The organism is Vibrio sp. D420a (assembly GCF_030248625.1).
In the GTDB taxonomy this organism is placed as follows: domain Bacteria; phylum Pseudomonadota; class Gammaproteobacteria; order Enterobacterales; family Vibrionaceae; genus Vibrio; species Vibrio fortis_A.
This window is the reverse complement of record NZ_JAHGAN010000047.1, coordinates 41,507-65,706: the sequence shown is the minus strand read 5'-3', so window position 1 is coordinate 65,706 and position 24,200 is coordinate 41,507. Positions and strand designations below refer to the sequence as shown.

Genomic DNA, 24,200 nt, shown 5'->3' with positions numbered 1-24,200 from the left:
TTGAAGTCCTATGTAGCGTCCATGTTTGTTATCGGCCTCTCGATGGAGGAGCCAGCGTTTAAACGAACTGCTACATAGAAAGCTTTAGTTGCAGCTAAAGCCTGGGTCTCACATTACCCGATTGGAGTGCTTATTATCCATACAAAGCGTTTAAGACACTGTTAACGCTTGGCTATTTTAGTGGTAAAGTCGAAAGCAGTGGTTAGGGTGGTTTGTTGAGGTTTCGTGGTTAGCGTTATCCAGCCCCTTAACGCGCGTTAACTGGCAAGGAGTCAAATGGAAGTTTCGTTAATAAAAATCACACCAGAATCTCGTCATATTCTAGAGAATCTGTTCCCATATTATATTTATGATATGTCAGAGTATATGGGTTGGTCTCCAAATGAGAACGGTCATTTTTCTTTTAACAAAAACAGCTTAGATATTTACTGGAAACAAGAGGACCATTCCCCATATTTCATCTATGCTGATGGGGAATTGGCTGGCTTTGTACTCGTTAGAAAGTATCCGCCTAATGATTTACTCTATGACATTGAGCAATTCTTTGTGCTTCGAAAATTTAAGGGTAATGGCGTAGGTAAACAAACGTTAAAATTGGTGACAGAGCAGTTTATCGGGCAGTGGCAGATCAGAGTGCTACTTGGTAACACCGCAGCACTTAAATTTTGGAAGTCAGCGATTTCAAATATAGTCGGTGATAAGTACATAGAGTCAGAGCAGGTAGATATTGATTTAGTTATGCATTTCCTCACATTCGAAGTAGCCAGTTAACAAGCATTTAAGGCTTCAAGGTACTTTATCTAACCTCAGATAAGTGCGTTAGAGTCATTAGTCCAACGCGTTTGTGTCCAAAAGTGGGTTAGGGCTTCAAACATATTACCTCTCTATTATTCTCAGTTTCACTCAAAAACAACCCCCATTGTCCCCAGAGGTTTTTGAATGGGATCGTGGGTGCGTTAGGACGTTTCGAAGTATCGCTGAAGCCCAGAGGAATAGGGCATTTGGGTGCTTTTTATAAAGCTAGAATGAGCACGTTTCCTACTCTATTTAATTCAAAACAACCCCCATTGTCCCCAGAAGTTTTGGTTAGGAGGTAATGGGCCTAGCTAAGAAGATTTTACCCCAAACCTTCTCAGAATCTGTGAGCGGAACGCTTGGCCAGTACACCAATAGAGCAAGTTAATCTAATCAGTTCTTTGGTCTCTTATACGAAAATTTTCCGTAATTCGCCCCCATAACTAAATGCCGATTCACATAACAAACAGATACCAGTTGAGCGTTCTAGAGTGGGGTGTTGGAACACTAATCTGCGTTTATTGACTCTATTTCATAAAGGGCTTTCTTATATGTTCGTGGAGAGAGTGATAGTAGAGTTAGCATTGGTCTGCTTTTCGTTTTGCTTTCCATTCAAAGTCTCTCTGCAAGTGAAAGGGCTACATCTCACTTGCGATACCCGCACCGGAACCTCCCCCTATCTACAAGCTTTTTGACTTATATTACAGAGAACTTTTTCGCGTATTGGGAAGGAAGTTTAGCTGGCTTCTATACTATTGGCTAGAGCGCAAGCTTATGGCAATGACGAGAAAGTTAGCCTCTGAGCACACCGATATTTTGATTGGCATGTTTTGCAACTCATATGGCACCATCCGATTCCTGAAATGGCATATTCTGGAGTTAAGATAGAAGTGCAACCGATACAATGATCATTATTCAAAGGGTATTAAAATGGCAAATACAATTCTTATCACTGGCTCATCAACTGGTATTGGCAAAGCAACAGCAAAACTATTTCATTCTAAGGGCTGGAATGTGATAGCAACCATGCGCTCACCAGAAAATGAAACCGAACTGACTGAGCTGGATAACGTACTAGTTACACGCTTAGATGTAACAGAACCTGAGTCAATTCAAGCAGCTGTTAAAGCGGGTATTGAGCAGTTTGGCTCTATTGAAGCACTGCTCAACAATGCCGGCTATGGTGCGTATGGGCCATTGGAAGCTTTTTCTATAGATAAAATCCGCCGCCAGTTTGATACTAATGTTATTGGCCTTTTGGAAACGACAAAAGCCGTATTACCTCATTTCAGAGAAAACAACTCAGGCACTATTGTGAATATCTCTTCAATTGGTGGACAGATGACATTTCCGCTAGGTGCTCTGTACCACGGCACTAAGTTCGCCGTGGAAGGGATCTCAGAGGCACTGCACTACGAGCTTGAAGCAATTGGGGCCAAGATGAAAATTGTTGAGCCCGGTATGATTAACACAGACTTTGGTGGCCGCTCTTTTGATTTCACTAATGATGAATCAATGGAAGAGTATCAAGGTGTCGTGCAAGCACTGTTCGGTGGGTGGGCTCAATCAGAGTTCCCTGGCTCTGCACCTGAAGTAGTTGCAGACGTTATCTATGAAGCTGTAACAGATGGCACCAATACTTTACGCTATCGCGCCGGTGATGACGCTGTTGAACTATTGAACAACCGAAAAGCACTGGATGACGAGACTTTTATTGGTGGACTTAAAGCTCAACTCGGTCTTTAGTACGTTTAAGAACTTTTGGTTGACTACAGCCGGAACTCTCTTTTAGCCAATGTACATATATTAGGCTGTCAGATTAATCTCTGATTGAGGCGACCTGGTTTTAGGGGCGCCTCATGCTCTATTGATAATCACTTCAAACTTATTCCCTTTCGAATATTATTCGTTTTTTAATCACCTCATTGTCCCTAGAGGTTTTTGAGTGAGTATAAAGGTGAGCCGCCGCGTGGTTGGTGTGCTTAATATATTACGAAAAGAAGTAAGGGTAGGGGGTATGGCCTTCAGTTCGTCCGAAGGCCATTTTATCTATATTGCCGTTTAGGCTAGGACACCATCTTTAGGTGCTTTATTGTGAGAGGGGAGCGAGTTCTCATCTGAACCGTTAATGGCTTCATTATACGCTTTTGAAGCATCTTTGATTTGATTGAAAAACTGTTTGTAGTTGTCTCTCATGGAGCCGTTTAGCTCATCAACCATTTTGTTGCATTGCTTGACCACGTCAATCAGATTAAGAATATCCAAAACAACGTCAACGACAGTAAGGATTACTGCTATGCCCAGTGCGAACTTGGCGGAACTGTCCATCATTTTCAGCGCTGATGACTCTACTTCTTCTAAGGGGAGTCCTGCAGCTTCAGCACATTCCTGGATTGTGTTTTGCTGCATTTTAAGGTTTCGCAAGGCAATCGATAAAGAGATCCCTTGCGTAAAGGTGAGGACTTGTCTTGTAAAGCTCGGTGATACTGGTAAATCAGCTAACACCTTCATAAACTTCGTAAGGTCTTCTTCAGACTTATCGCTAAAGTTGAGTTCGTCGAGCGCATCGTACACTTGGTTTATTTCATCACTATGGTAAACAATTCTCGCGCTTGAAGCATATTGTCTAAACAGATCTGGGTTTACTTTTTGCCCCTTTTTCTCTATCTCACCAATAAACTGTAATAGGAACGAGCGACATGCTTGTGTATCCAAGCCCGCAGGTGCTTTTGATACGATCAAGTTGTTATTTTTTTTATACTTTTCAATGTAGTGTAATACGTCTGGGTTTATTTTCTTAGCTATATCCGTATCGGCGGTTTCTAGCTTTTTGTTGAGTTCTTTTGCTTTACTCGAGGCAACTGCTTTATCTACAGCAGCCTCAGCTTCTAACGCAACAAAAGCCGCCATGCCTATACCAAAAGACCAAAAACTAGCCACCGCTGCAGCGTCGGCTGCCATTTCAATTGAATCTGCTGCTACAGTCCAATCTCTCACTTCTTTTGCTAGATCAACCAAAGAATCAAATTCTTCATCCACTGCTTGATCAGAGGCGAAATCGCCGAGGCCGACAAACAGGCTATGCTCGTCTAAAAGTTGATTGATGTTGGGGTCTGATTCCGTATCCCATGTCTGCATGTAGTTTAGGTAGGTTATTAAATCTGTACTTCCCATGTTAGATCTCCCTGTGCTTTAGTTGATTAAACCTCATAGGTCTAGATTATATTGACACAAAAAATCAAATATAAAATTAATTTCATATTAATTATTATTAACTCGGTTGCACTTGTGTTCTGTATGGGTTTGGATGGGGTTACATGTCTGGTGTATTTGTTGAGAGGCTTCAGTCATGTCCACGAAGAGCAAAGCTAGGGAGTGAATTTGGATGACTCGACGAAAAATAATGTTGATTGGTGTGGTATGGCTTTTTTCGGCCAGTGTTAACGCCTCAAAGGATTACAAGTTGACTATAAACAACAACCGAGGAGCTGATTTAACTGTACAAGTATTGAAAAAAAAATGTATTACAGATTTGAGTTTTTCGACCACGATAACTCTCAATGCTAATAGCGAATCCTTAATCAAATTTAAAGACAAAAATACGTTTCTGTCTTCATGTGATGGTGCGCTTAAACAACTCACTCTTTTGATTAGCAACAAATACGAACAGTTTGAATATGATGTGAGCCACAGTGCGGCTACTGGCACTTGGAAGACTGTGCCAACCACAAGAAACTTACAACCTATACTCGATGGTGCAGTTGCTACACCCAAGTACATTACCGTTGATGATGCCTCGACGGTGAAACTAACGCTTACTGTCGCGCCTAGGTTATACGACATAGCTTTGGCTGAGTATTTGAATTGTATGGTTGATTGGGAAGGGCAAGAAGAGTCAGGCATAAAAGAGCTTATCGGTGATTTTTTTTCATATTATTACTATTATCCCGCGGGTTTTAACCCGACTCCTCCTGCTGGCGTAGGACAAGAACAGAGTGAGCTGGGAAAGCTTATTGAAGAACGCACAGGCCTTGTAGCAGATGCAGCAACCATATGTAAAATATCTCTGGTCCAGCTTTTAACTATTGCGTTCCAAAGAGAAGGTCAGCTTAATGTCTCAATTGTCAGAAAGTACTTGGGATCTGCGAGAATGTTTTATAAGAAGTCTGAGTTAACAAATGTGTGGCGTTAGAAGCGATAAACTGCATTTGAAGGGGCGCAATTTATAAGGATGCTAGACTTCTTTGGCTTGTACAAGGCACTTGTATAAAGTGTCTTGTCTCATTTGTGTTATTCATGAATAAAGACTTTCGCTTGTTCGCTCTGTAGATTTCCTCATTTCACAATCCTTTCATTCATAGCTCCAAACTTTTCTGGGCCTTGTTAGTCAGTATATGGTTATGCGGCTGTATTCTTTAAAATACAGTTCCCCCCTCTTGTTTTGATTTGTGGTTAGTTCATCTCTTTTGTTGCATTTTTATTCATTCTTGCATTGCGCGTTTTTTGTGTTTTGGATTGGATTTTGTAAAGATAAGCTAAAAGAGGTGATTGTGAATAGAAAGGTTTTGTGTCTTATTTTGGGGGCTAGATAGGCGGAAGGTTGATTTTTTTATGAGCTGAAAATTCTTAATTTATACTTAAATTTTAATTAAATTTCCCTTTATTTCTATTTTTAACATCACTAAGAAAGCGATAGGTGAGCTCTCAACGTATGCCAGTTGATAGATTTAATTCGCCACTGTGACGGTTTAAGTATGCTCTTTTCAATGATGTACTTAAGGAAAACGTTTGCTGAATAAATATGCGAATATAAGGTCGGTTTTTATTAGTCTTCGTCTGAGAGGTTTGTTAGATTTGTAAATAGTATTAATTACATTTGAGTTATTGAGAGCAATTATATCTTATGTCTAATCTAACAATGCAAATGCGCATCATGATATCTGTGCTTATTGCCGTCGTTATATCGTCGTCAATCGTTACGTACTTGTCTTATCGGAGCGAGTCGACTTTGATGGTGGAAAGGCTTACCCAAAATGAAATGCCGCTACTCGTTAAAACCATCAGGGATTCGATTAATAGTGAGATCAGCATGATGAAGCTTTCAGCTCGATCTATTGCAGAAAACCCTTTGTTTGAAGAGTGGTCTAAGCAAGGGGCGAACAAAGCGACTGAAAAGCTTGTGGTTCAACATTTATCAAATATTGCAAAAACAAACGGGTACAGTAATACATCCTTTGCCGACCGTGAAACCAACAATTTTTGGAATCAAAACGGCTTTTTGCGGACATTTACTCCCGAAGGTGAGAGTTGGTTCTTTGGTTTTAAAGCGAGTGGGCAGCCCGAAATGGCGAGCGTGTATAGAAGCCGCGAGACGGGTCAGGTCGACATCTTCGTTAACTATCAAGAGCTAAATGGACGCGGGCTCGCTGGCGTTTCCAAGTCGTTCGATGAAATGGTCAACTATCTACAGAGCTTCAAGTTAGAAGAGTCTGGTTTTGTTTTTCTTGTCGACCAGGATGGGTTGGTGAAGGTTCATCATAATGAGCACTATAATGATCAAAATACGCTTGCCAATATTTACAGTGAGCTGAACGTTCACACACTACTCAATAAAAAGAACTATTGGTCTGAAGAGACGTCAGAGTTCTTTATCGCTTCGAGTTACATCGAGAGCTTAGGTTGGTATGTAGTGGCACAGATCCCTAAGGCTGAGTTGCTTTCGGATATCGAGGAAAGTGCCTCTCAAATCGTGTTGATTTTGATTGTGACATCGGTATTTTTTGCCGCGGTCAGTTACGTGCTAGCAAGACGTTTGACCATGCCTATCAACGATATGGCAAAGAGGTTCGCTGTACTGGGGCAAGGTGGGGGTGACCTAACGAGTCGAGTTCCGGAAGGCTCAGTGCCCGAAATTTCGGAGCTTGCCAAGGGCTTCAATTCATTTGTTGCAAATATTCAACATGTTGTTGCTGACGTTGTGAGTACTTCTGTATCGGTAAAAGATGCATCATTGAACGTCAATATGGATGTTGAATCGTCGCAAGTTGCTTTAGATAAGCAAAAAGATGAGGCTCATCAGGTGTCGGTTGCGATCACGGAAATGGGCAGTACGGTCTCTGAAATTGCAGATAATGCGAATGTTGCCGCTCAAACGACCACTGATGCTGTCAATCGCGCTACCGATGCCCAAGCGATTGTGAGCGAGTCTTCCAAAGCGATTGACGTGATGGCGCGCGAGATGGAGATGGTTTCTGACAACATAGAGTCTTTGGCTGAAAAGACCAATGCAATTACTTCGGTTCTTGATGTGATTAGGGGGGTTGCTGATCAGACTAATTTGCTGGCCCTGAATGCTGCTATTGAAGCGGCGCGTGCTGGAGAGCATGGTCGAGGGTTTGCTGTTGTAGCCGACGAAGTTAGAAGCTTAGCGCAACGTACGGGGGATTCTACGGAAGAAATTCAAGAGATGATTTCTGCTTTGCAAGACGGAGCAAAGGCGGCCGTCTTGTCTGTATCGAAGAGTAAATTGCAGGCAAGTAATAGCGTCGAGTCTGCTAAAAGAACCAATCAGGCTTTGCAAGAAATTGTCGGCAATATTATGCACATTTCCGATCTCAACTCTCAAATTGCTACTGCAACTGAAGAGCAATCGGTTGTGACGAAGGAGATCAATGTGCATGTGATATCCATCAGTGATAGTGCACAAAAGAGTGTTCAATCCACTGCGAGAATCAAAGAGGTGAGCGACCAGGTGAACGAATCAGCGGTTAACCTAAATCAGCTCGTGTCGAAGTTCAAAATCTAACCATCAAGGGAATCCTTCCTAGTCATTAATGATGGTTTAGACATCTTCATAAAAGCGAGCCGAATGCTCGCTTTTTTATCGCTCACCGAACCTCAACGTTATGCTTAGCCAATTGCGCTTGTAAAGACTCCAACATGGCTTGGTAGGCGTTTATATATTGTTGGTTATAGGTCAGGAGTTGTGGATAGAGTTGCTCACTTTCTATCACTATTCGACTTGCATCACTTGTGAGAACAGTGATCGTCCCTAGCCCTTTTTCAAAGGCCTTGTCGGCCCTATCTGAAAATGGCGTAGTCATTAACTCAATGCCGATTTGGTTGCGGGAAGCACAGCGTAATAGTTGTACGAGCAACAGTTGGTAGTAGTGATTAAGCAAACAGCGTAATGAGGCATCTTTCTGAATCAACACCTGAGATTCAATGAGAGTGATGCAGGTCAGTTCCCTTCCATGCATCACTTTTATCTCAAAGGGGGTAGCAATTGGATAAACACAGCGTAGATACTCCAAAGCTTCAATGCCGTTACTTTGATATACCGCTCCAGCGAGTGGGGCGCCGACATTTTCTAAGCAAAAGTTTTGATTGATGGCGATAGGTAGATCTTGTCGTGCTGCATGCAAATTTAGAGCATCCCAAAACTGAAAGCATTCATCTGGCGAGCAGAATAGCGCGCCGTCTTGAAACCAGTTCATGGGCAAATTTGCTTGGGGAAGAAAGTTTGCTAGATCGATCCCCAAGTCAGATAGGATTAGTCGCCATCCTAGCTGTTTTGGAAAGTTCTGATTCACAGGCGCTCTCTCAATTTCAAGGGTTAGGGAGAAAGTAGGGGGCTTAACCCCCTTGACTAATCAAACGTCGTTACTTATTGGTATAACACCAAATTAATCAATAAGTTGCCGAAAGGCCTTACATTACTTTAGTGCTCATTATTTAGTTTTACGTAAAAGGGTTGTTGCTATAACCGTAGTGATTATAAACAATCTGTTGAGTGTTTATATCCGTAAGGCCGACACCAACGTTATAGAGCTGAGTGAGGTGTTGATACTTGTCTAAGTTAGAGACCGTTTTCGAAGTTTCGAACCATGCGGTTCCGGTTTCTAGAAAACTTGAACCAAGCGCTTCAAGCAGTAGAGTTTCACCTAATGATGTGCGGACAATGATCTTCGAGTTCATGACCATTGAACCATCAGGCATGACTCTGAGGAAGTTTCTTCCAGAGATCACGCCATTGATTGAGCCTTGCACCGGGCCACTGAAGTATCCATTTAAGCGCAACCCTTCTTCAGGGATCGGATATTGGCCGCTCAATACCGCTTGGATATCGACACCAAATGACTCAATACCATTGAGCTTCCCTTGTCCTGCGTAAATGATTTGCGCATTGGCATCACTTTGCAGTGACTCTAGAGTAAACGGAAACGCTTTGTAGCTGATGGTAGGTGCATCGGGATCGAAGAATGCGTTCCCTCCCAAGTAGAGTGAGAGACCGGATCCGAATGGGTTCGTTTCTGATGAACAGATTTTGAGACTCGTACGTCCCGTTAGCACGTCGACACGTCCTGTCGCAAAAAGATGAAGATGGTTAAACTGTTGCCCTAACTCACCATATTGACGTAATGCGATCTGATAATTTGCAACGCCCAAGTGGCTAATATGGCCGAGCATCTTTACTGAGACTGACTCACCCACTTCAGTGCTCAGAATACCATGAACATTAACGGAAAAACCGTCGTCAGTTTTCGTGAAGTACTCTGTGGTTGTGAGAGTCCCTGATAGCTCACCATTCATTTTGCCGGTTGATTCAGCGATAAACTGAACCCCGATTTCTACGCTGGACGAAAAGATCTCGCCTACGTTAAGACCAAGGCCATCAATGGACGTAAAGTGACTGCTGAGCTTCGCAAAATGTGTGCCGTTAACTTGTGCAAAAATTGGTTGGGTGTTCGACATCGTCAATCTCCTATTGGTTCAGCTGAACTAAGTCTCTTGCTGCAGAAACTAGTCGTATTGCTTTATCAAGATCGTTGGCATTTGGGTTTGGGCTTTTCATTGGCCACCCTCCGTTGCGGCACTCTTTATCCTGGTAGAGCACACTAGATTGGCTAAAGTAAGCACCAGAATAGTCAGGCACCGTATCGCTGAGTAGTACATGCAATGAGGTTTGTGCTGATGCCCAATTACTGTCTGACATGTGCCAAGTTAATGGGCGAAGTATGGTAAATAGCATGTCCATCCATTTGCCCCCTCCACGACCAAAATTGGAACGAGCCCAGCCAGGGTGGATCGATGCGACAGTGATATTGGTGTTTTCGAGTCGTGTCGCTAACTCACGAGCATAAAGTGTATTGGCAAGTTTTGCCTCAGAGTAGGCATCAAAGGCGTTGTATGAACGAGTCGTCCAGTTAAGGTCATCAAAATTAATGTCTGTACGTTTTGATGGTTTATTTGCGTGAACGACCGATGACAGGATAGCGATTCGAGCGGAGTGATTGAATTTTCCAGCACTAAGCAGTTGCTCGATCAACAAGAAGTGGCCAAGGAAGCTCGTTGCTAGAGTCAGTTCATGACCTTGCTTGGAGTACTGAGCTTGGTTGCCCATGATGACAGCGCCTGCATTGCACACCAACCCATCTATTGGAGTATAAGTTTGAGACAACTTTTTTACACATTGCTTAACACTATTCTCATCCGCAAGATCGCAGTCAACGATTTCATAAGTTCCGATGAGGTTTTGAAAAGCTAATGCTGCTTGCTCCGCCGCTGTCTTGCGGCGACACGCCATAATGACGTGAGCCCCTTGTTTAATGAGCTGTTTAGCTGTTTCAAACCCGACGCCTGAGTTTGCGCCCGTGACAACGTATACTTTGCCGAAAAGGCCTTTTGCAAGGTCTTCTATTGAGCACCAGTGAGTATTTCTGCGAGCCATTACTTTTCCTTCTTACAACGACTATCAAGCACCATTTGACCGGCCAGTTTTATGAACAGCCCCCACGTTTGATGGACTGAGAATTTTGAAGCGTTCACTAGTAAGTTTTCGAACTGTTTCTGATTTGTGAGAGCAAATGTGTCGGCATTGAAATCATCAATGATCACTGACTTCAAAACGTTGTCGAAATTGAGTGCGTTACCAAAGTTTCCGACACCAGATACCAGATCCTCTTTCGTTTCTCCGCAGCCTCCCCATGTAAGGTAAGCATTGAGCCAGATATTGGGTGGCACGTTGTTCACTGCTATGCCGCCATAGTTAAGCTGATGAACTGTGTTATCGAGCAGTGTTCGATGTGCTTTTAGGGTGTGGTTATCCACTAGGATCATGCAACCCAACGAGCCAAGAAGCTTGTTGTTGCAAAAGTCCGTTGCTTTGGCCAAAAAGTCTTGTGCGTTATTCTCAGTATTCAGGGGGAGTTCGCTGAATACTTGGCAAAATGCCTCATTAGTGACAGCGAAGTCTTCTTCACCAATATCCGGGATGAATACAAAGTCTCCGAATGGGTTCGCCCCATCTTCCGGTTTAAGTATCTCTGCGCGTGGTTGCTGCTCAAGAAATTGAGCTTTGGTTTTCTCCACCCCTGGGTAATAGGTAGTGGTGGCAAATGTTTCTACCTCAATCGCTTTTCGTAATGCATTAAGAAACTGTTCTCTTTGGGGCCAGTTTTTTGAGGTAATAATGGTTTGAGGACGTCCGCACACCGCTCCACCATTTAGCTTGCCGACAGAAGCAATCTGGAGGGCCCACTTATTCAGTTCTTTGTCGGTCCACGGCTTGTCACCCGGAACGATAAGACATGGATTATTGCCGCCACATTCTGCAACTAACGGCGCGCTGGCTTCGTCTTGAATAGCTTTAGCTACGCCAGTCGAGCCTGTGAAATAAATGGCGTGGAGTCCTTCTAATGAGGCCATCGCATGACCTTGGTCACTATCGATAAATGCGAGTGAATTGCGAGAAATCAAAGGCGCAAAAATTTTTGCCCATACTTCATCGGTTGCTTCGTTGAGCGCATGTGGCTTGTGAATCACCGCTTTGTTCTCTAAAAAAAGCGCCATCGCCATTTCAATAGAAGAGCTGTAGTTACCTGCACCAGATACGGCGATAATGCCTGCTGGTTTATCTAATGGGCTTGTTTGGTTTGGGGTCCCTTTGACGTGTAAGTAACCTTTCATACGTCCCGCAGTGAGCTTATCTTTATTATGGATGGGATAAACCTCAATTGCATGGACATCATCATCAATTTTCTTTGTGCTTTTTGCTATCGGCATCGCGCCATGAGCAAGAGATTCATACAGGTGGCGAATACCCTGTAGGGTATTGCCCATTGCATTGACGGTGGTACCGACCCCTTCACCGAAGCTAACGGCGTTGTTGGACGTCAAACCGCACTTCATTCTCGCGTCGGTTGTGCCCAGCTCTTCGGTGTATTTTAAGAGGTTATTTTGGATCTCTTCGATAAGTGACAGGCGTTCAATCGCAGATGTCTCTGACCAAGATTGAGGGTTCAGTTGTTCAAAGGCTTGTTTAGCGAGCATCACAGTTCCCTATACGTAGTGGACGTACTGTTAATACTGGTAGAGACTCTGCTGTTTGTACCAATCAGAAGGCGACAAGTAATATACCAAAGGCGTCATATATATTAGATGTGACGCCTGGACGTCATTTGGGGTGATTTAGCCGATACTGACTTGGTGTACTTCCACACCATTGTAGAAATGCACGAGAAAATGAGTTGTTGTCTTGATAACCGAGTAAAAAAGCAATTTCTATCAATGGTGTCGAAGGCTCTTTTAGGTAGTGGATGGCGAGGTCTTTCCGTGTTTGTTGCAGTAGGTCTTGGAAGCCGCAATCTTCTACTTGAAGTTTACGTTGCAGTGTTCTGCTGCTCATAGCGAGTTCACTCGCGACACAATTGATTGTCGCTTTGCCATCAGGAAGTAACCGAGTTATGGTTTTGCATACCATATATCGTAACGATTGATTATGCGTATAGCGATCCAATGACTCTTCCAAATTTTTTTCTAGCGTTCCCCAAATCAGACTGTTTTCTGTGAGCAGTGGGGTTGTCAAATCTTGTGTAGAAAGAGAGAACGCATCTACGTCATCAAGCTCGATAGGGCAACCGAGAAGCTGCTCAAGTTCACTGTAGTCTTCGTGCTTTTCTTTCACGGTGACTCGCACGGGAACAATGTGTTTTCTCGTGGCGATGCGTGCTACTTGCACGAGCAATGCAATCTCTGTTACGCCTAAACTCTTAGGTACCTCGTCCCCGTCCCCAACAGGGAGAATTTGGTAACGAGTATATTTCGAAGACGGTTGGATATTGAGTTTTACTGGACCGATTAAGGGTTTGTAGCGCTGCATACGAAGAAATGCTTGTTCCATGTTTGCGCTACACATGCACCCAAAAAATGCAGGACTAAGGCTCTCGAAAGTCATGGACTGAGCCACTTTGATGGAGAATGTATTGATACCTACATCTTGTTCAACCGCTCGCCATAGTGCATAGAAGGTATATCCATCAATATCTTGAGAGTTTGAGGTGTAGTCGTCAGGCTCAATGTTGGCGCTACGCATTACTGTCAAATAATCACACCCCATATCACTGATAAGAACTTTCCAACCAGGGTTAAATGGGTAGAGTTGGGTTAGTGACACAGATGCTCCTTGGGTTGAAACCTGTTGTTCTTTAAAGTTAACACCGAGGTTGCATGTTGTCATTATTGAGTTGTTTATAAAAAGGCTAACTGAACAGAGCCTTTATAAACAGTAGAGCCCACATTTGTAGTAGAACCCAGACTATCATCATCAAAATATCCATAATTATTCTCCTAATAAAGCATCGGTAATATCGCGATAAGCCTCCAATTTCATCGAGCATAGCGAGCGCGTTTATGTCGCGGAAAATTGGAGGTTGTCGATTGAATAAGGGCGCTTTTAGGATTCATCCCAAAAGCCAAGACCGTGTTCCGAACCGGATTAACTCTGGCAGAGCATGTACACAACGGTTGCAGCTAAAGTTAGTCCTAAGCAACGGTTAACGATAAGCATTTGATGTGTCGACTTTAGTGCGTGCTTGAGGAGTGTTCCTGAGTAGGCCCACACTAAAGTACATAACGCCGTTACCAAGACAAAAATGAAAATGAGAATGCTCACTTGCAGTACGTAGTCTCCCGTTGCATCGGTAAACTGAGAAAATATAGTCATGGCGGCGATCCAAGCTTTCGGGTTTAGGACTTGAATGAGAATGCCTGATGTCACGCCGCTAGTACGTTCTGTCTCCTGGCTTTCAGCTATCTCTTGTTTTGTGATCCCCCATGCTGTGTACAGCAGATAAGCCGCTCCAGCGTACTTGACTGCTATGTATAGCTCGGGGCTAGACAGCAAGAGTCTATATAGACCGGCACTTGACCCAATAAAAACGAACATAACGCCCAATGTCGTACCGATGACAAAAGGCAGTGCTGCTAAGAACCCATATCGATTTGAGATACTTAATAGCATTAGGTTACCAGCTCCTGGCGTGAGCGACATCGATATAGAAAATACGACGAAGGCCATAAAAATCTGAGGTTCCATTAACATATCTTCAATTCCTCTTAGCGTTTGTGCGTGTAATGCACAGTTGGGTAATGCACAGTTGGGTAATGCCAAATATTTTATAAAAACTCACGGGAAGAACTTTGCTTTATGCATTATGATTAGGGAAAAAGTGGAAAGGATATTTCAATGAGTGGTATTAATAAGAAGGAAAATAGCCTTGAAATGCTTGATGACGTAGATTTATCAATGCTCAGGCTCATCCAAAAAGAAGGACGAATCAGTAATAGTAAGCTGTCTGAAAAGGTCAACTTAAGTGAAGCCCCGTGCTGGCGCCGCTGGAAAAGGTTGGAAGCGGCGGACTACATCAGTGAATATGCAGGCGTGCTTAACCGTAAAAAACTCGGTTTTTCAATGGTCGGCTTCACTCTAGTGACTCTTGGCAGCCACGAAGTGGAGAATACGGAATCGTTTGAAGCCTTTGTATCAGAAACGGATTGGATACCCTTGTGTCATTGCATTGCAGGTGGAGCCGATTACATTGTGCAAGTGATGGCACGAGACTTAGATGAGTACTACGAATGCATAAGTGAGCTGAGACGTGTCAAAGGGGTCACTGCTGTGAACTCAAATGTGTCTGTTAAGGAGATTAAGAACAGCCATAAAGTTCCGCTAGGCTAAGATAAAGCATGACGTTTCGAAGGTTTCGCTTCGGTATTTCTAGCATGGTTCACTCCTATGCGACAGCAAACTTGCAGACATTGCGTTAGTTTAACGTCAACGCTTTATTCATTAGGCTTTATCTGAGCTTGTTCTGTTGTTTTTTCGAGCGCGGGGTAAGGACATTTCCATTCGGATCAGATCCCAACTTTGTCCTGCAAACATAAAGCTTGCTGTTTCCAACAATACGGGGCGAAAGCCTAGTGACTCATAACACTGCTTAGCGGCCGAATTATGTGTGTAAACAGCGAGACTGAGTGTGTCAGTGTTTCCGTCTGTCTCGACTATGGAGATCAGTTCTTCAAGCATAACTTTGGATAAGCCAAGGCCACGATGTTCATTACTTATCAAGACGCGACAGATTCTTTGACGACGTTTGTCTATTTGGCATAACTCAACAAACCCAGCAGGTTTCTCACCGTAAAAAAACAGGTAAGGATGAAGACCTTTCTGAGAGTAGTGCTGATCTAATTGGTTAATAGACAAGGGGAAGTCAAACGTAGGTCCCCCCCATAAATAGTTCAACTCTTCAGAGTCAATCCAACTCATTAATACTTCATAGTCGTTGTCTTTAAATGGTACTAACATAACGTTGCCTATTGTTGATGAATATAAGTCATTGCAAGTTGTGGATACGCGGCTTGGAGAGCTTCGAAGGTTTGAGTTAGAGTCTAATTGATTCCCAAATACGCGATAATACCTATTTTGGGAAAAACATTAGATTCATATAGGAATGAATAAAAGGGTAAGTCATGGATTGGTTTCAATGTGTGAAAAGCTATATACAGGTCGTTGATCAGGGAAGTTTTAATGGGGCCGCCAGAAAACAACACACGACAAGTTCTGCTGTGAGTAAAAGAGTCTCTTGGTTAGAAGAGCGCCTTGGTGTGCAATTGCTTAAGAGAACAACTCGCTCTGTCATACAGACTGAAGCGGGAGTCTTGTTTTATCAGCGGTCGAAGGTTCAACTAGATGAATGGCAATCGGTAATCGATGAAACTCGGTCTGTAAATCAAACGCCATCAGGTGTATTGAGGATTGGCGCGAGTTTAGCTGTTGGGGCTAAGTTTCTTGTTCAATATTTTGGTGACTTTTTGAGGCTGTACCCCGACATCAAAGTCTTGTTACTCACTACAACACCCGGACAAGTGCCTGAGCTCAACCTAGATCTCTTTATTAGTCCGGAAATTGAACATTTAAACTCATTCAATTACAAAGCAATGCCACTTTTTGAACACAAGCTTGCCTTTTACGCTTCGCCTGATTACCTGCATGAATATGGGGAGCCAAAGCAACCAGAGGAGTTAACAAACCACAATATGTTGATCCATGGTGAAAGCCCACATAGAGAGATTAGAATTTTTCCCAATATACGTGTTTCTTTGACGGCTAATTTTGCTACGACAAATGTGGAAGCATTGTTTTATGCGGCAAAAGGTGGAATGGGGATTCTGATGTCCAACGACATGGTGCTTAAAGAGGAGCTAAAGAACAGTCAACTGAAACGAATCCTCCCTCATACAACATTAGAAAAAGCCACAATGTACGCGTATTACCCAAATCTGGATTACCAGCATACCCGGACTAAATTATTTTTAGATTTCTTAAAAGAGCGTTTGCGGGAAGACCAACACAAAGGTTCGTAATGGGGGCGTGGATTCAGTGAATCAAAACCTGAAGTAACCTCGAGAGCTGTAACTCTATGCAACCAATATCACCGCATCTTTTGTTCGCGAGTTAAATGTAAATGAGGGCGACCAATACAGCCCGTGAAGTATGATAAATACTTGTGTTTAAGTGGTTAACTCTCATTATTTTCGCCTTGGTGAAGTGGCTCATTGAGACAGTGCAAAATAACAATAGAACCATATTAAATCTCTAAGTAAAAAAACGATCTAGGAATCCCTGTGTAACCATTTGTAACCGTTTATTCACCACTCATTGAGTCGAGGTAGGCTGCACATACCCGTGTCTTTGAACCGGGGTCACAAAAATACCGTGTACCAAGCAGTGGAGTTACTTAGACGATGAGTAAAGACGTCCCTCATTCTAAGCGGGCCATCAGCCTGACTTATTTTATTTCGCTTAGCTTACTGGCTAACCCCGTGGCGCTAGCCAACGGTGATCATGCAGAAGCTCAAGTGAAGCCTTACTTAGAAGGGCATCATGGGTTTAACCTTGAACCGCCTACACCATATCCTGCGTTTATTATGTATTCGACGTATCCAACTGACACTTGGCAAGATATAGCAGATCGGACAGGTACGCCTTTGAAAGATGTACTGCGCTTGAACGAAGCTCGAGTGAACGATCAGTTACCAACAAAGGTATGGGCATACGCTCCACCCCTAGGGGCAGGGCGATTGGCATCGGATCTAAACCTACCAGATTTGGGCTCATCCTTGACGAACACGTCAAACGACGACTCATTGAAGGAGCAGATTGCGACAGAACTGAGCCAGTTGGGAACCGCGTTAAATGACGGCAATGAGCGCGATTACGCGCAGGCTCGTGCGACACAGGGGGCCGAACGAGGGGTATCCAACTGGCTGGAGCAATGGTTCGGTGGGCTAGGTAAGCTAGAGGTCAAGAGTAATGTTCTGAGCCACTTGGATGACCCGAGTCTATCCGCAAAAGCATTAGTCCCGCTTTATGAGCACGAAACTGGGGTTATTTTTACGCAATTTGGCGCCGAGATGAATCCAAAGTCGACCTATCAAGGCCGCGATTTTGCGCATGTGGGTTTCGGCTTTCGCCAAGAGCTCAATGAGTTTGCGCTGGGACTGAACACCTTTTTCGATCGTGATTTGTCACGTGGTCACCAAAGGGGAAGTGTTGGGGTTGAGGCGTGGGCTGAGTACTTGAAGTTGTCGAGCAACTATTATGTCGCGTTGTCAGATTGGAAAGATTCGCCAGACTTTGAAGATTATCAAGAGCGCCCTGCGTCGGGCTTTGATGTCAATTTAAAAAGTTACTGGCCGACAAACCCTTCTCTAGGGTTGGATGTCACTCATGAGCAGTACTTTGGTGATGAGGTTGGCGTTGATGGTACGCGTCAGCGAATGAAAGACCCTTATGTCAGCGAAGCCTATCTAGCGTATACGCCTGTGCCTGCTGTCACGGTGAGAACCGGTGTAAAGAAAGCGAAAGGTCTGGATTCATCCTTCGAAAGTGATGTGAGCTTCACTTATCGCTTCGGTATGCCTTGGTCGAAACAGTGGTCGATGGACTCTGTGGCACCGCTGAGAGACCTACGAGGTCAGCGTTTGGATTTTGTTGATCGAAATCATCGCATTACCCTCGAGTACAAAGAGAAAGATCTCCCACTCAATGTGAGTGCACTCAACAGCGTAGCACAGGCACTCAATAGCGGTGATGGATACGGACCACTGGAGTTGCGTTTGTTGTTTGACGAGGAAGACGCGACTGCGAATGCGTTGTCTGCCATGTCAAATGCCCACTCGAGCTCTGCGCATCAAGAATACGAAGTGGATTGGACACTACCAGAAGCCTTTGCCGTGGATGAACAGACGTTACAAAACCAAACTCGCATTATGGTGAATGTGCCGCCGGTTGCGGGTGACTATAACTACCATGCGACGGTTCGTCATTTGGCCTCTGGTAAGTTTCGAGATGTGACCGGTACGTTGACGGTGGTTGACTCTGGTGAGTTAAATGAAGTGATTATTTCACCTGTGAGTACCCTGAGCAGCACACAGTTAGAGCGCTCCGATTTGACGTTTGACATCGAGTTTTCTGGTGCGCCAGATGACGTGCTAGCCGCTTTGACGCAATATAACGCCGCGTACATGAATCTCTATCCATTAGAAACACGCTCCAGCGTGGGCTTACACGTTAGGCTAGACAGCAGTCAACGGGTTCAGGTGGACATGGATAATACACCGCTTAGATCGCGTTTAGGTGATGGTCAAGAGCCAGTCCAGCTTATGTATGGTCAACAGGCGATGATGTATCAGCTGGTTAGTACTAAAGTGGGCTTAGCTGGTCAACCTCTGGACTTTGGCGATGATATGACAATCGAGTATGGTACGGTGGTGAACTTTACTCGTGCTGCAACCGCGGGGAATCAGGGGACCATTACGTATGAGTCGTCTGATACCAGCGTCGCAGAGGTGAATACGACGACTGGTGAAGTAACCATTGTGGGGTTAGGGAGCAGCACAATTACCGCAAAAGAAGCCGAAGCGGGCGAGTTTATGGCGCAGCAAGCAAGCTATAATATTCATGTTACGGCTTCTGCTGGGCAAAGATTGTCGTTTGGTCCTGATGTGGTAATGAACTTCGGTGGCGATGTCACGGGAGAGGGGGCGAACGTCTTTACACAAGCGGCGACTCAGGGCAATGGGGGGCCGGTGACTTATACTTCCTCTAACCCATCAGTGGCTACGGTTGAAGAAAGCAGCGGTACTGTGACCGTGTTGCTTCCTGGCGCTACGGTGATCACGGCTCATGAAGCGGCCAAAGACGGATATTTAGCGCAGCAAGCAACGTATTTACTGACAGTAGACAAGACATCGGGCACGCCATTAGAAGCGGGCAGTGATGTGACTCAGACCTACCAAACGCTGACGCAAACGCCGCTTCATAGAACAGCGCTCGGAGGCAATGGTGGCACTATTGTTTACCGTTCTTCTGATACAAGCGTGGCGACCGTGGATATTGCAACTGGGGCCGTGACAGCTGTCAAGCCTGGTCGAGTGGCCATCACTATGGAAGAAGCGGCATCAGAGCGTTACCAAAAGCAAACGGCAAGCTATGTTCTTACCATTGAGAAAGACGCCCGACCAAACTTCGAACTAGGGCCTGACATGTCGGTAACGTATGGCGACAGTGTTCAAGGGCATACAGAGGTTGGGGCACGATACCTCTCGTCTGACTTTGATGTGGCGATCGTGAATTCCCGCACGGGTGCCGTGTCTATTGTCGGAGCCGGCAGTACAACAATCACTGCGCTGGTGACGGAAGATGAGTATTTACTGGAGGCAAGCGATAGTTACACCATCACGGTAGCCAAAGCTCCGGGTACCGCGCTCGATGTTGGAGAGACTCAAATTAGACGTCTGAGTGATGGTGGGTTTGTCGCGGCGTACCGTGGCGGTAATGGTAGTGCGATCAGCTATCATTCTAGTGATCCAGCTGTGGCCAGTATCGATGCTGTTGGTCAAGTGACCTTACACAAGGTAGGGAGTACCACCATTACACTAACCGAGGCAGAATCGGAAAACTTCTTGGGTAGTACTGATAGCTTTGTGTTACAGATTATCGATGGCGGCACGCCACTGAATGCAGGGCCAGATGTGCTAGGTAAGGTAGTATTTGACGATGTAACCTTTACCCAAGTGGCAACCGGCGGTAACGGCGGCGCATTAACGTACCGTTCGGATAATGAGCACGTGGCCACCGTGGACGACGATGGGCAAGTGACGATTCATAATGCAGGCGCCGCGACGATCACGGTAGACGAAGCTGCGTATGGCCCGTTTTTAGCTCAGAGTGATAGTTATCTGTTAAGTGTGAGTCGAAAGCGAGTTTCAGCGAGCATGCTCAGAGAGAATGTGACGGACTACTTTGATATCTCAGTGCCTATCGAACATGTCATTTCAAGTCACACAGCACCAATAGAGATAGAAAGGGGGGAGTCGATGCCGATTCACATAGCCTCTAAAGTCGGGGGCAATCTAGCGTATCTCAACTACGGGGGGTCAGGCTATAGCAGATTTGATTTTGACCGTTTTAAGAGTGAAGGCATTGCTTCTTGTGGTGGTGTCGACAATATCGCTTATTGGGGGCCTGAGCATATGCGTAACGTTGCCATAGGGATTGAAAATAGCCCCAACTATCGCTTTGGCGACACCGAAAAGGAAGATATGGTAAATGACTGGCGTGATTATACTACGATTCGATTGCAGTTTTACTGTTCTTATTAAGACACTTATTATGTTGAGGCGATCTTGATTCCTGCCTCATGAGTGTTTTTTCTATCGGCCCCACTTAATTGGGGCCGATTTTATTTTTGGATCGCGTAACTGAGCACAAGTTTGTGTGGGTTACGGGCATACTGTGCGCTGACTGTTTCTGCTCATTGAAAGCACCGCAAGCCTATGCGACGTTCGTTACTTATCATTTCTCATTGATTTATTTGCAATCTCACTCGAAACTGCGAGGCGATGAGCCGTGCTTTTTAGAGCGTTCTTGTACCACCTTAACGCTTAGAGTGTTTCTAAAGCACACAAAAGCCGACTCCTTAAGTTGGAAGGTGAGTGCCTTGAGTCGTTGCAATGGACGGCCTGGTCTTCTCTGTTACCCGAAAGCTGACCTCAAACATCTTTTGTGGTATCTGGGTTCTGGCGACACAATGAATAAAAGAAGATTCATTAAGTGAGTCTTAATGTTGTGTTGCAGGAAAGGGAGAGAAATAGCGTTTTGAGTGCGTGTGTAAGTTGGTCGAAATCTCTTGAAGCGGGGCAACAGCTTCAAGAGACTTGATTATTTTAATCTGAGAGTGGGGGGGTTACAGGTCAAATGAGTAACGAGCGCCGATTGACAAGTTGATGATATTTTGTTGTTCCAGTTTCATAAAGTCAGCCATTGAGTAAAATTGCCAATGGTCAGAAAATTGGTAATGGGTTCCTAAGCCTACTATAAGGTCGGTACCATGGTACTTTTGGCTGTCTGAAAGCGCACTAATTGGCTTCGCCTTAGCTTGACTCTGCCAGACAAATGCTCCTACTTTCCCCAGCGCTGCCCAGTTGTCGGTTATCGGGTAAGAGCCGATCAAACTGGTTGTTAGACCATGACCTGTCGCGACGTACGCTTTTTTAGCCACATCGGCTTGTAAAGCTTGATCGGGTGTTAAAGAAACGCTGCGCCTACCAAGGTTAAGGTAGCCTGTTTCAATAGCCAAATAGTCATTTACATGGTAACCCACTAAAGCAGAGTATGAGATTCCTCCGTTGTCCACGTGACTTTTCCCACTGTTTGTGCTGAATTGCCCTTCGATATCTTTGTATGTTGCGTCGGTATTGCTATAGCCGATTTGACCACTTACATAGAACTTTTGCTGATCTAAACACGATGGTGTCTCCATACATTCTTGAGAGAATGCTGGCTTGGCAACAACGGGTAATAACATCAGTACAGCAGTTGGGCCGATCCGCGTATTTTTACCTGTGTTTTGCTCGCGTGAACGCAGTCGAGCGATGAGTAATAACAGTGGGCCGAACAGTATGTTAAATGCCCCCCCAGACATGCTCACTTCACTCGCGATAACATTGTTTGATGAAGATTGCCCTACGGTAACGCTGCCATCAATTTGACCGCCATCTCCGTCGCTTATGGTGAAATTGATTTGAGCTGTGCCATGGAACTCTGCGTTTGGTGTGAAGGTAATGCGACCATCTAGGCCTATTTCAACACTGCCATGGTCGCCATTAACGCTTACATGACTGACGGTGATATTCGTGCTGTCAATGTCTAGTGCAGCATTCAGTACGTCGATAATATAGCGGCCATCTTCTTGGCGCTCACTCAGGATTTGTTCGGGGTCGGAAATGTATGGGGCATCGTTGACTGGGCTGATAGAAAGCTCGATATTGACGTCATCCGACCATGTACCGCCGCTTGAATCCCAACCTTGCCAAATAAACGAGTCTTCACCGAAAAAATTGGGTGCGGGTTCATAACGCAAATCACTATAACTGTCTTGATCAATGTCCAACCCTTCCGTTACTTCTGTTTCATTTAGCATTAAGCGTCCATTTGTGGGTAAGCTCTGGATTTTAATTCTAGGAAACGTGGCTTCGGTGTTGTCTTGAAAGCTTGTTGCGTCGAAGCTTACATCATGATCTTCTGTTAAGGGGATTGTTGTGTCTGTTATGGCGGAAAGTTCAGAGATCATGGCTGCTAGGTCTTCGGCCTGGCCGCCTGAATAGTTCCAATCAAACTGCACGCTCTCTGATGTCTCTAAATCGGGAAGGCGCATAAATAAGCCATAAGAACAGTCTGCCCCATCTATGTAAATCTCGCTATTGTTTGGGTCTTGAGTGTATAGTGGGTAGAATGTAGTCCCATAGCCTGCAACGACAGAAGCGACGTTTGGTGATTGTGAATAAAAGAGCACGCTATCGTCAGCAGATTCTACTTTTATGGCATTAGAGCTGTCGGTCGTTTGCGATAGAGGAATGAACTCGCCGTTAATTATGTTTCCGCGAGTTTTATTGGGCGCATCAACCTCACCTATCCAATCATCGCGAGTACCGACCCAAACACGCAGATTGTTAAGTCTACTATCGCTTGTGTTGGTAACGGTTGTTTTTGTTGATATGAATTGGGTATCTGCAGATAGTGTATAGGAATGTGATAGCTCGATCGACTGACCGTTGATGTAGAGTGTGCCGCTTGCGATAATCGTACCGTAGCCTTCTGCAGATCCAGTTGAGATATATTGGTCTGAATTAATGGTAAGGTCGTTTATATACGGTGAATTGTTATCTGTCGAAGCGAATACGCCGTTTGTGTTCCAATTATTCTGGCCATCCCCGCCGGCGGCAATGGCAAAATCTAAGGCAAAATCTCCATAAGTGAGTTTGCTCCAGTCTACTCCATTGAAATAGTGCGGTTGATATAAATTGCCCCAGCTATCCACAGAGCCCTTTTCTACGCCCCCTTGATTTTCCGAAGCAATAAATCTTAAATTTCCATTATTGAGTACGTTTTGATCCGCATAGGAAGAAAGCGAAATGAGCGCTGAAAATACAGTGATCGCAACGCCAATTTGGCTTTTAGAATTTCGTTTAGAATCCATGAAATTAATCTCTACTTCATTTTATGTCGATTATCTAAGTAAGGAAAGGGCGGTCACATCCAGCTATGAAGTCGAATTCCCCCACCATTTAACAATATAAATAAAGTCAATCCATTCTCATGGCGAATGATTGTGGGTGAAATTGAATTAATCATAATTAAATTATTGACGTTTTTTATTTGCTATTAAGCAGAGTGGTTGTGGCGTTGCATTGAGAGAAGTGACTTTCAATCAAGGTAGGCGTTAGTACAGGCTACGATTGGGTTGTTCATTTACCGTGTAAGATCTTTAAATCTGCTATTTTAGAAATGTGATAGCGTATGTCTGAGCTTGTTGAAGGTTGTTCTTGGTAGCCAGTTGTACACATTATCAACGGCTTCTTTATGGTAACGTTTTCAATGTGTTCTATTTAGGTGAGATTGAATGAAAAAAAATTGTTGTTGTTTTGTTTCTTATTTGTTTGCTTGTTTGGGTTGGGTTAATATTTAGGTCGTGAAGGTTGTCTCAAAAATGAGAATTTGAATG

Annotated in this window: 16 protein-coding genes; 7 read left to right on the top strand and 9 right to left on the bottom strand. The window is 44.4% G+C overall.

Annotated elements, in window-relative coordinates; all coding sequences use genetic code 11:
• Positions 1-276: 276 nt before the first annotated feature.
• Positions 277-771, top strand: a complete 495-nt coding sequence (locus KI743_RS22290) for a GNAT family N-acetyltransferase (protein ID WP_285468285.1) — start codon at positions 277-279, stop codon at positions 769-771.
• A gap of 954 nt (positions 772-1,725) precedes the next feature.
• Positions 1,726-2,541: an SDR family oxidoreductase gene (locus tag KI743_RS22285; protein ID WP_285468284.1), complete on the top strand. Its 816-nt coding sequence runs from the start codon at positions 1,726-1,728 to the stop codon at positions 2,539-2,541.
• Positions 2,542-2,856: 315 nt separating this feature from the next.
• Here the strand turns inward: KI743_RS22285 and KI743_RS22280 are convergent, their stop codons facing one another.
• Positions 2,857-3,969, bottom strand: a complete 1,113-nt coding sequence (locus tag KI743_RS22280) for a hypothetical protein (protein ID WP_285468283.1) — start codon at positions 3,967-3,969, stop codon at positions 2,857-2,859.
• 211 nt (positions 3,970-4,180) lie between these two features.
• On the opposite strand from KI743_RS22280, the gene KI743_RS22275 reads away from it, so the two are divergent.
• Both KI743_RS22275 and KI743_RS22270 read left to right on the top strand, forming a co-directional pair.
• The gene (locus KI743_RS22275; protein ID WP_285468282.1) at positions 4,181-4,987 is read left to right on the top strand and encodes a hypothetical protein; all 807 of its coding nucleotides are present in this window, start codon (positions 4,181-4,183) and stop codon (positions 4,985-4,987) included.
• A gap of 711 nt (positions 4,988-5,698) precedes the next feature.
• Positions 5,699-7,600, top strand: coding sequence for a methyl-accepting chemotaxis protein (locus tag KI743_RS22270; protein ID WP_285468281.1), 1,902 nt, complete (start codon positions 5,699-5,701; stop codon positions 7,598-7,600).
• A gap of 82 nt (positions 7,601-7,682) precedes the next feature.
• On the opposite strand, the gene KI743_RS22265 is transcribed toward KI743_RS22270, so the two are convergent.
• The 6 genes from KI743_RS22265 to KI743_RS22240 all read right to left on the bottom strand — a co-directional run bounded on the left by KI743_RS22265 (position 7,683) and on the right by KI743_RS22240 (position 14,170).
• Positions 7,683-8,291, bottom strand: coding sequence for a hypothetical protein (locus tag KI743_RS22265; protein WP_285468277.1), 609 nt, complete (start codon positions 8,289-8,291; stop codon positions 7,683-7,685).
• Positions 8,292-8,535: 244 nt separating this feature from the next.
• A complete protein-coding gene (locus KI743_RS22260; protein WP_285468275.1) occupies positions 8,536-9,549 on the bottom strand; it encodes a hypothetical protein in 1,014 nt (337 codons plus the stop codon).
• A 10-nt stretch (positions 9,550-9,559) separates the two neighbouring features.
• The gene (locus tag KI743_RS22255; protein ID WP_285468273.1) at positions 9,560-10,525 is read right to left on the bottom strand and encodes an SDR family NAD(P)-dependent oxidoreductase; all 966 of its coding nucleotides are present in this window, start codon (positions 10,523-10,525) and stop codon (positions 9,560-9,562) included.
• Entirely contained in the window at positions 10,525-12,126 is a 1,602-nt protein-coding gene (locus KI743_RS22250; RefSeq protein WP_285468272.1) for an aldehyde dehydrogenase family protein, read from the bottom strand. The genes KI743_RS22255 and KI743_RS22250 overlap by 1 nt, the downstream gene beginning before the upstream one ends.
• A 124-nt stretch (positions 12,127-12,250) precedes the next feature.
• The gene (locus KI743_RS22245; RefSeq protein ID WP_285468270.1) at positions 12,251-13,249 is read right to left on the bottom strand and encodes an AraC family transcriptional regulator; all 999 of its coding nucleotides are present in this window, start codon (positions 13,247-13,249) and stop codon (positions 12,251-12,253) included.
• A 321-nt stretch (positions 13,250-13,570) separates the two neighbouring features.
• On the bottom strand, positions 13,571-14,170 hold the full coding sequence (locus tag KI743_RS22240) for a LysE family translocator (protein WP_285468268.1): 600 nt from the start codon (positions 14,168-14,170) through the stop codon (positions 13,571-13,573).
• A gap of 150 nt (positions 14,171-14,320) precedes the next feature.
• Here KI743_RS22240 and KI743_RS22235 point away from each other — a divergent pair, with 150 nt between their 5' ends.
• The gene (locus tag KI743_RS22235) at positions 14,321-14,812 is read left to right on the top strand and encodes an Lrp/AsnC family transcriptional regulator (protein WP_306416948.1); all 492 of its coding nucleotides are present in this window, start codon (positions 14,321-14,323) and stop codon (positions 14,810-14,812) included.
• A gap of 111 nt (positions 14,813-14,923) precedes the next feature.
• On the opposite strand, the gene KI743_RS22230 is transcribed toward KI743_RS22235, so the two are convergent.
• Entirely contained in the window at positions 14,924-15,439 is a 516-nt protein-coding gene (locus KI743_RS22230; RefSeq protein WP_285468266.1) for a GNAT family N-acetyltransferase, read from the bottom strand.
• A gap of 164 nt (positions 15,440-15,603) precedes the next feature.
• On the opposite strand from KI743_RS22230, the gene KI743_RS22225 reads away from it, so the two are divergent.
• Together KI743_RS22225 and KI743_RS22220 are read left to right on the top strand one after the other, a co-directional pair.
• Positions 15,604-16,497 (top strand): LysR family transcriptional regulator, encoded by an 894-nt coding sequence (locus KI743_RS22225; protein WP_285468264.1) that lies wholly within the window; start codon positions 15,604-15,606, stop codon positions 16,495-16,497.
• Between the two features lie 381 nt (positions 16,498-16,878).
• Positions 16,879-20,799, top strand: coding sequence for an inverse autotransporter beta domain-containing protein (locus KI743_RS22220; RefSeq protein WP_285468262.1), 3,921 nt, complete (start codon positions 16,879-16,881; stop codon positions 20,797-20,799).
• A 584-nt stretch (positions 20,800-21,383) separates the two neighbouring features.
• On the opposite strand, the gene KI743_RS22215 is transcribed toward KI743_RS22220, so the two are convergent.
• Positions 21,384-23,675, bottom strand: a complete 2,292-nt coding sequence (locus KI743_RS22215; protein ID WP_285468260.1) for a cadherin-like domain-containing protein — start codon at positions 23,673-23,675, stop codon at positions 21,384-21,386.
• Positions 23,676-24,200 lie beyond the last annotated feature (525 nt).

Excerpts from the sequence above, each read along its gene's own strand:
- KI743_RS22290 (WP_285468285.1), top strand. The coding sequence starts at position 277 with ATGGAAGTTTCGTTAATAAAAATCACACCAGAATCTCGTCATATTCTA.
- KI743_RS22285 (WP_285468284.1), top strand. The coding sequence starts at position 1,726 with ATGGCAAATACAATTCTTATCACTGGCTCATCAACTGGTATTGGCAAA.
- KI743_RS22280 (WP_285468283.1), bottom strand. The coding sequence starts at position 3,969 with ATGGGAAGTACAGATTTAATAACCTACCTAAACTACATGCAGACATGG.
- KI743_RS22275 (WP_285468282.1), top strand. The coding sequence starts at position 4,181 with ATGACTCGACGAAAAATAATGTTGATTGGTGTGGTATGGCTTTTTTCG.
- KI743_RS22270 (WP_285468281.1), top strand. The coding sequence starts at position 5,699 with ATGTCTAATCTAACAATGCAAATGCGCATCATGATATCTGTGCTTATT.
- KI743_RS22265 (WP_285468277.1), bottom strand. The coding sequence starts at position 8,291 with ATGAACTGGTTTCAAGACGGCGCGCTATTCTGCTCGCCAGATGAATGC.
- KI743_RS22260 (WP_285468275.1), bottom strand. The coding sequence starts at position 9,549 with ATGTCGAACACCCAACCAATTTTTGCACAAGTTAACGGCACACATTTT.
- KI743_RS22255 (WP_285468273.1), bottom strand. The coding sequence starts at position 10,525 with ATGGCTCGCAGAAATACTCACTGGTGCTCAATAGAAGACCTTGCAAAA.
- KI743_RS22250 (WP_285468272.1), bottom strand. The coding sequence starts at position 12,126 with ATGCTCGCTAAACAAGCCTTTGAACAACTGAACCCTCAATCTTGGTCA.
- KI743_RS22240 (WP_285468268.1), bottom strand. The coding sequence starts at position 14,170 with ATGGAACCTCAGATTTTTATGGCCTTCGTCGTATTTTCTATATCGATG.
- KI743_RS22235 (WP_306416948.1), top strand. The coding sequence starts at position 14,321 with ATGAGTGGTATTAATAAGAAGGAAAATAGCCTTGAAATGCTTGATGAC.
- KI743_RS22230 (WP_285468266.1), bottom strand. The coding sequence starts at position 15,439 with ATGTTAGTACCATTTAAAGACAACGACTATGAAGTATTAATGAGTTGG.
- KI743_RS22225 (WP_285468264.1), top strand. The coding sequence starts at position 15,604 with ATGGATTGGTTTCAATGTGTGAAAAGCTATATACAGGTCGTTGATCAG.
- KI743_RS22220 (WP_285468262.1), top strand. The coding sequence starts at position 16,879 with ATGAGTAAAGACGTCCCTCATTCTAAGCGGGCCATCAGCCTGACTTAT.
- KI743_RS22215 (WP_285468260.1), bottom strand. The coding sequence starts at position 23,675 with ATGGATTCTAAACGAAATTCTAAAAGCCAAATTGGCGTTGCGATCACT.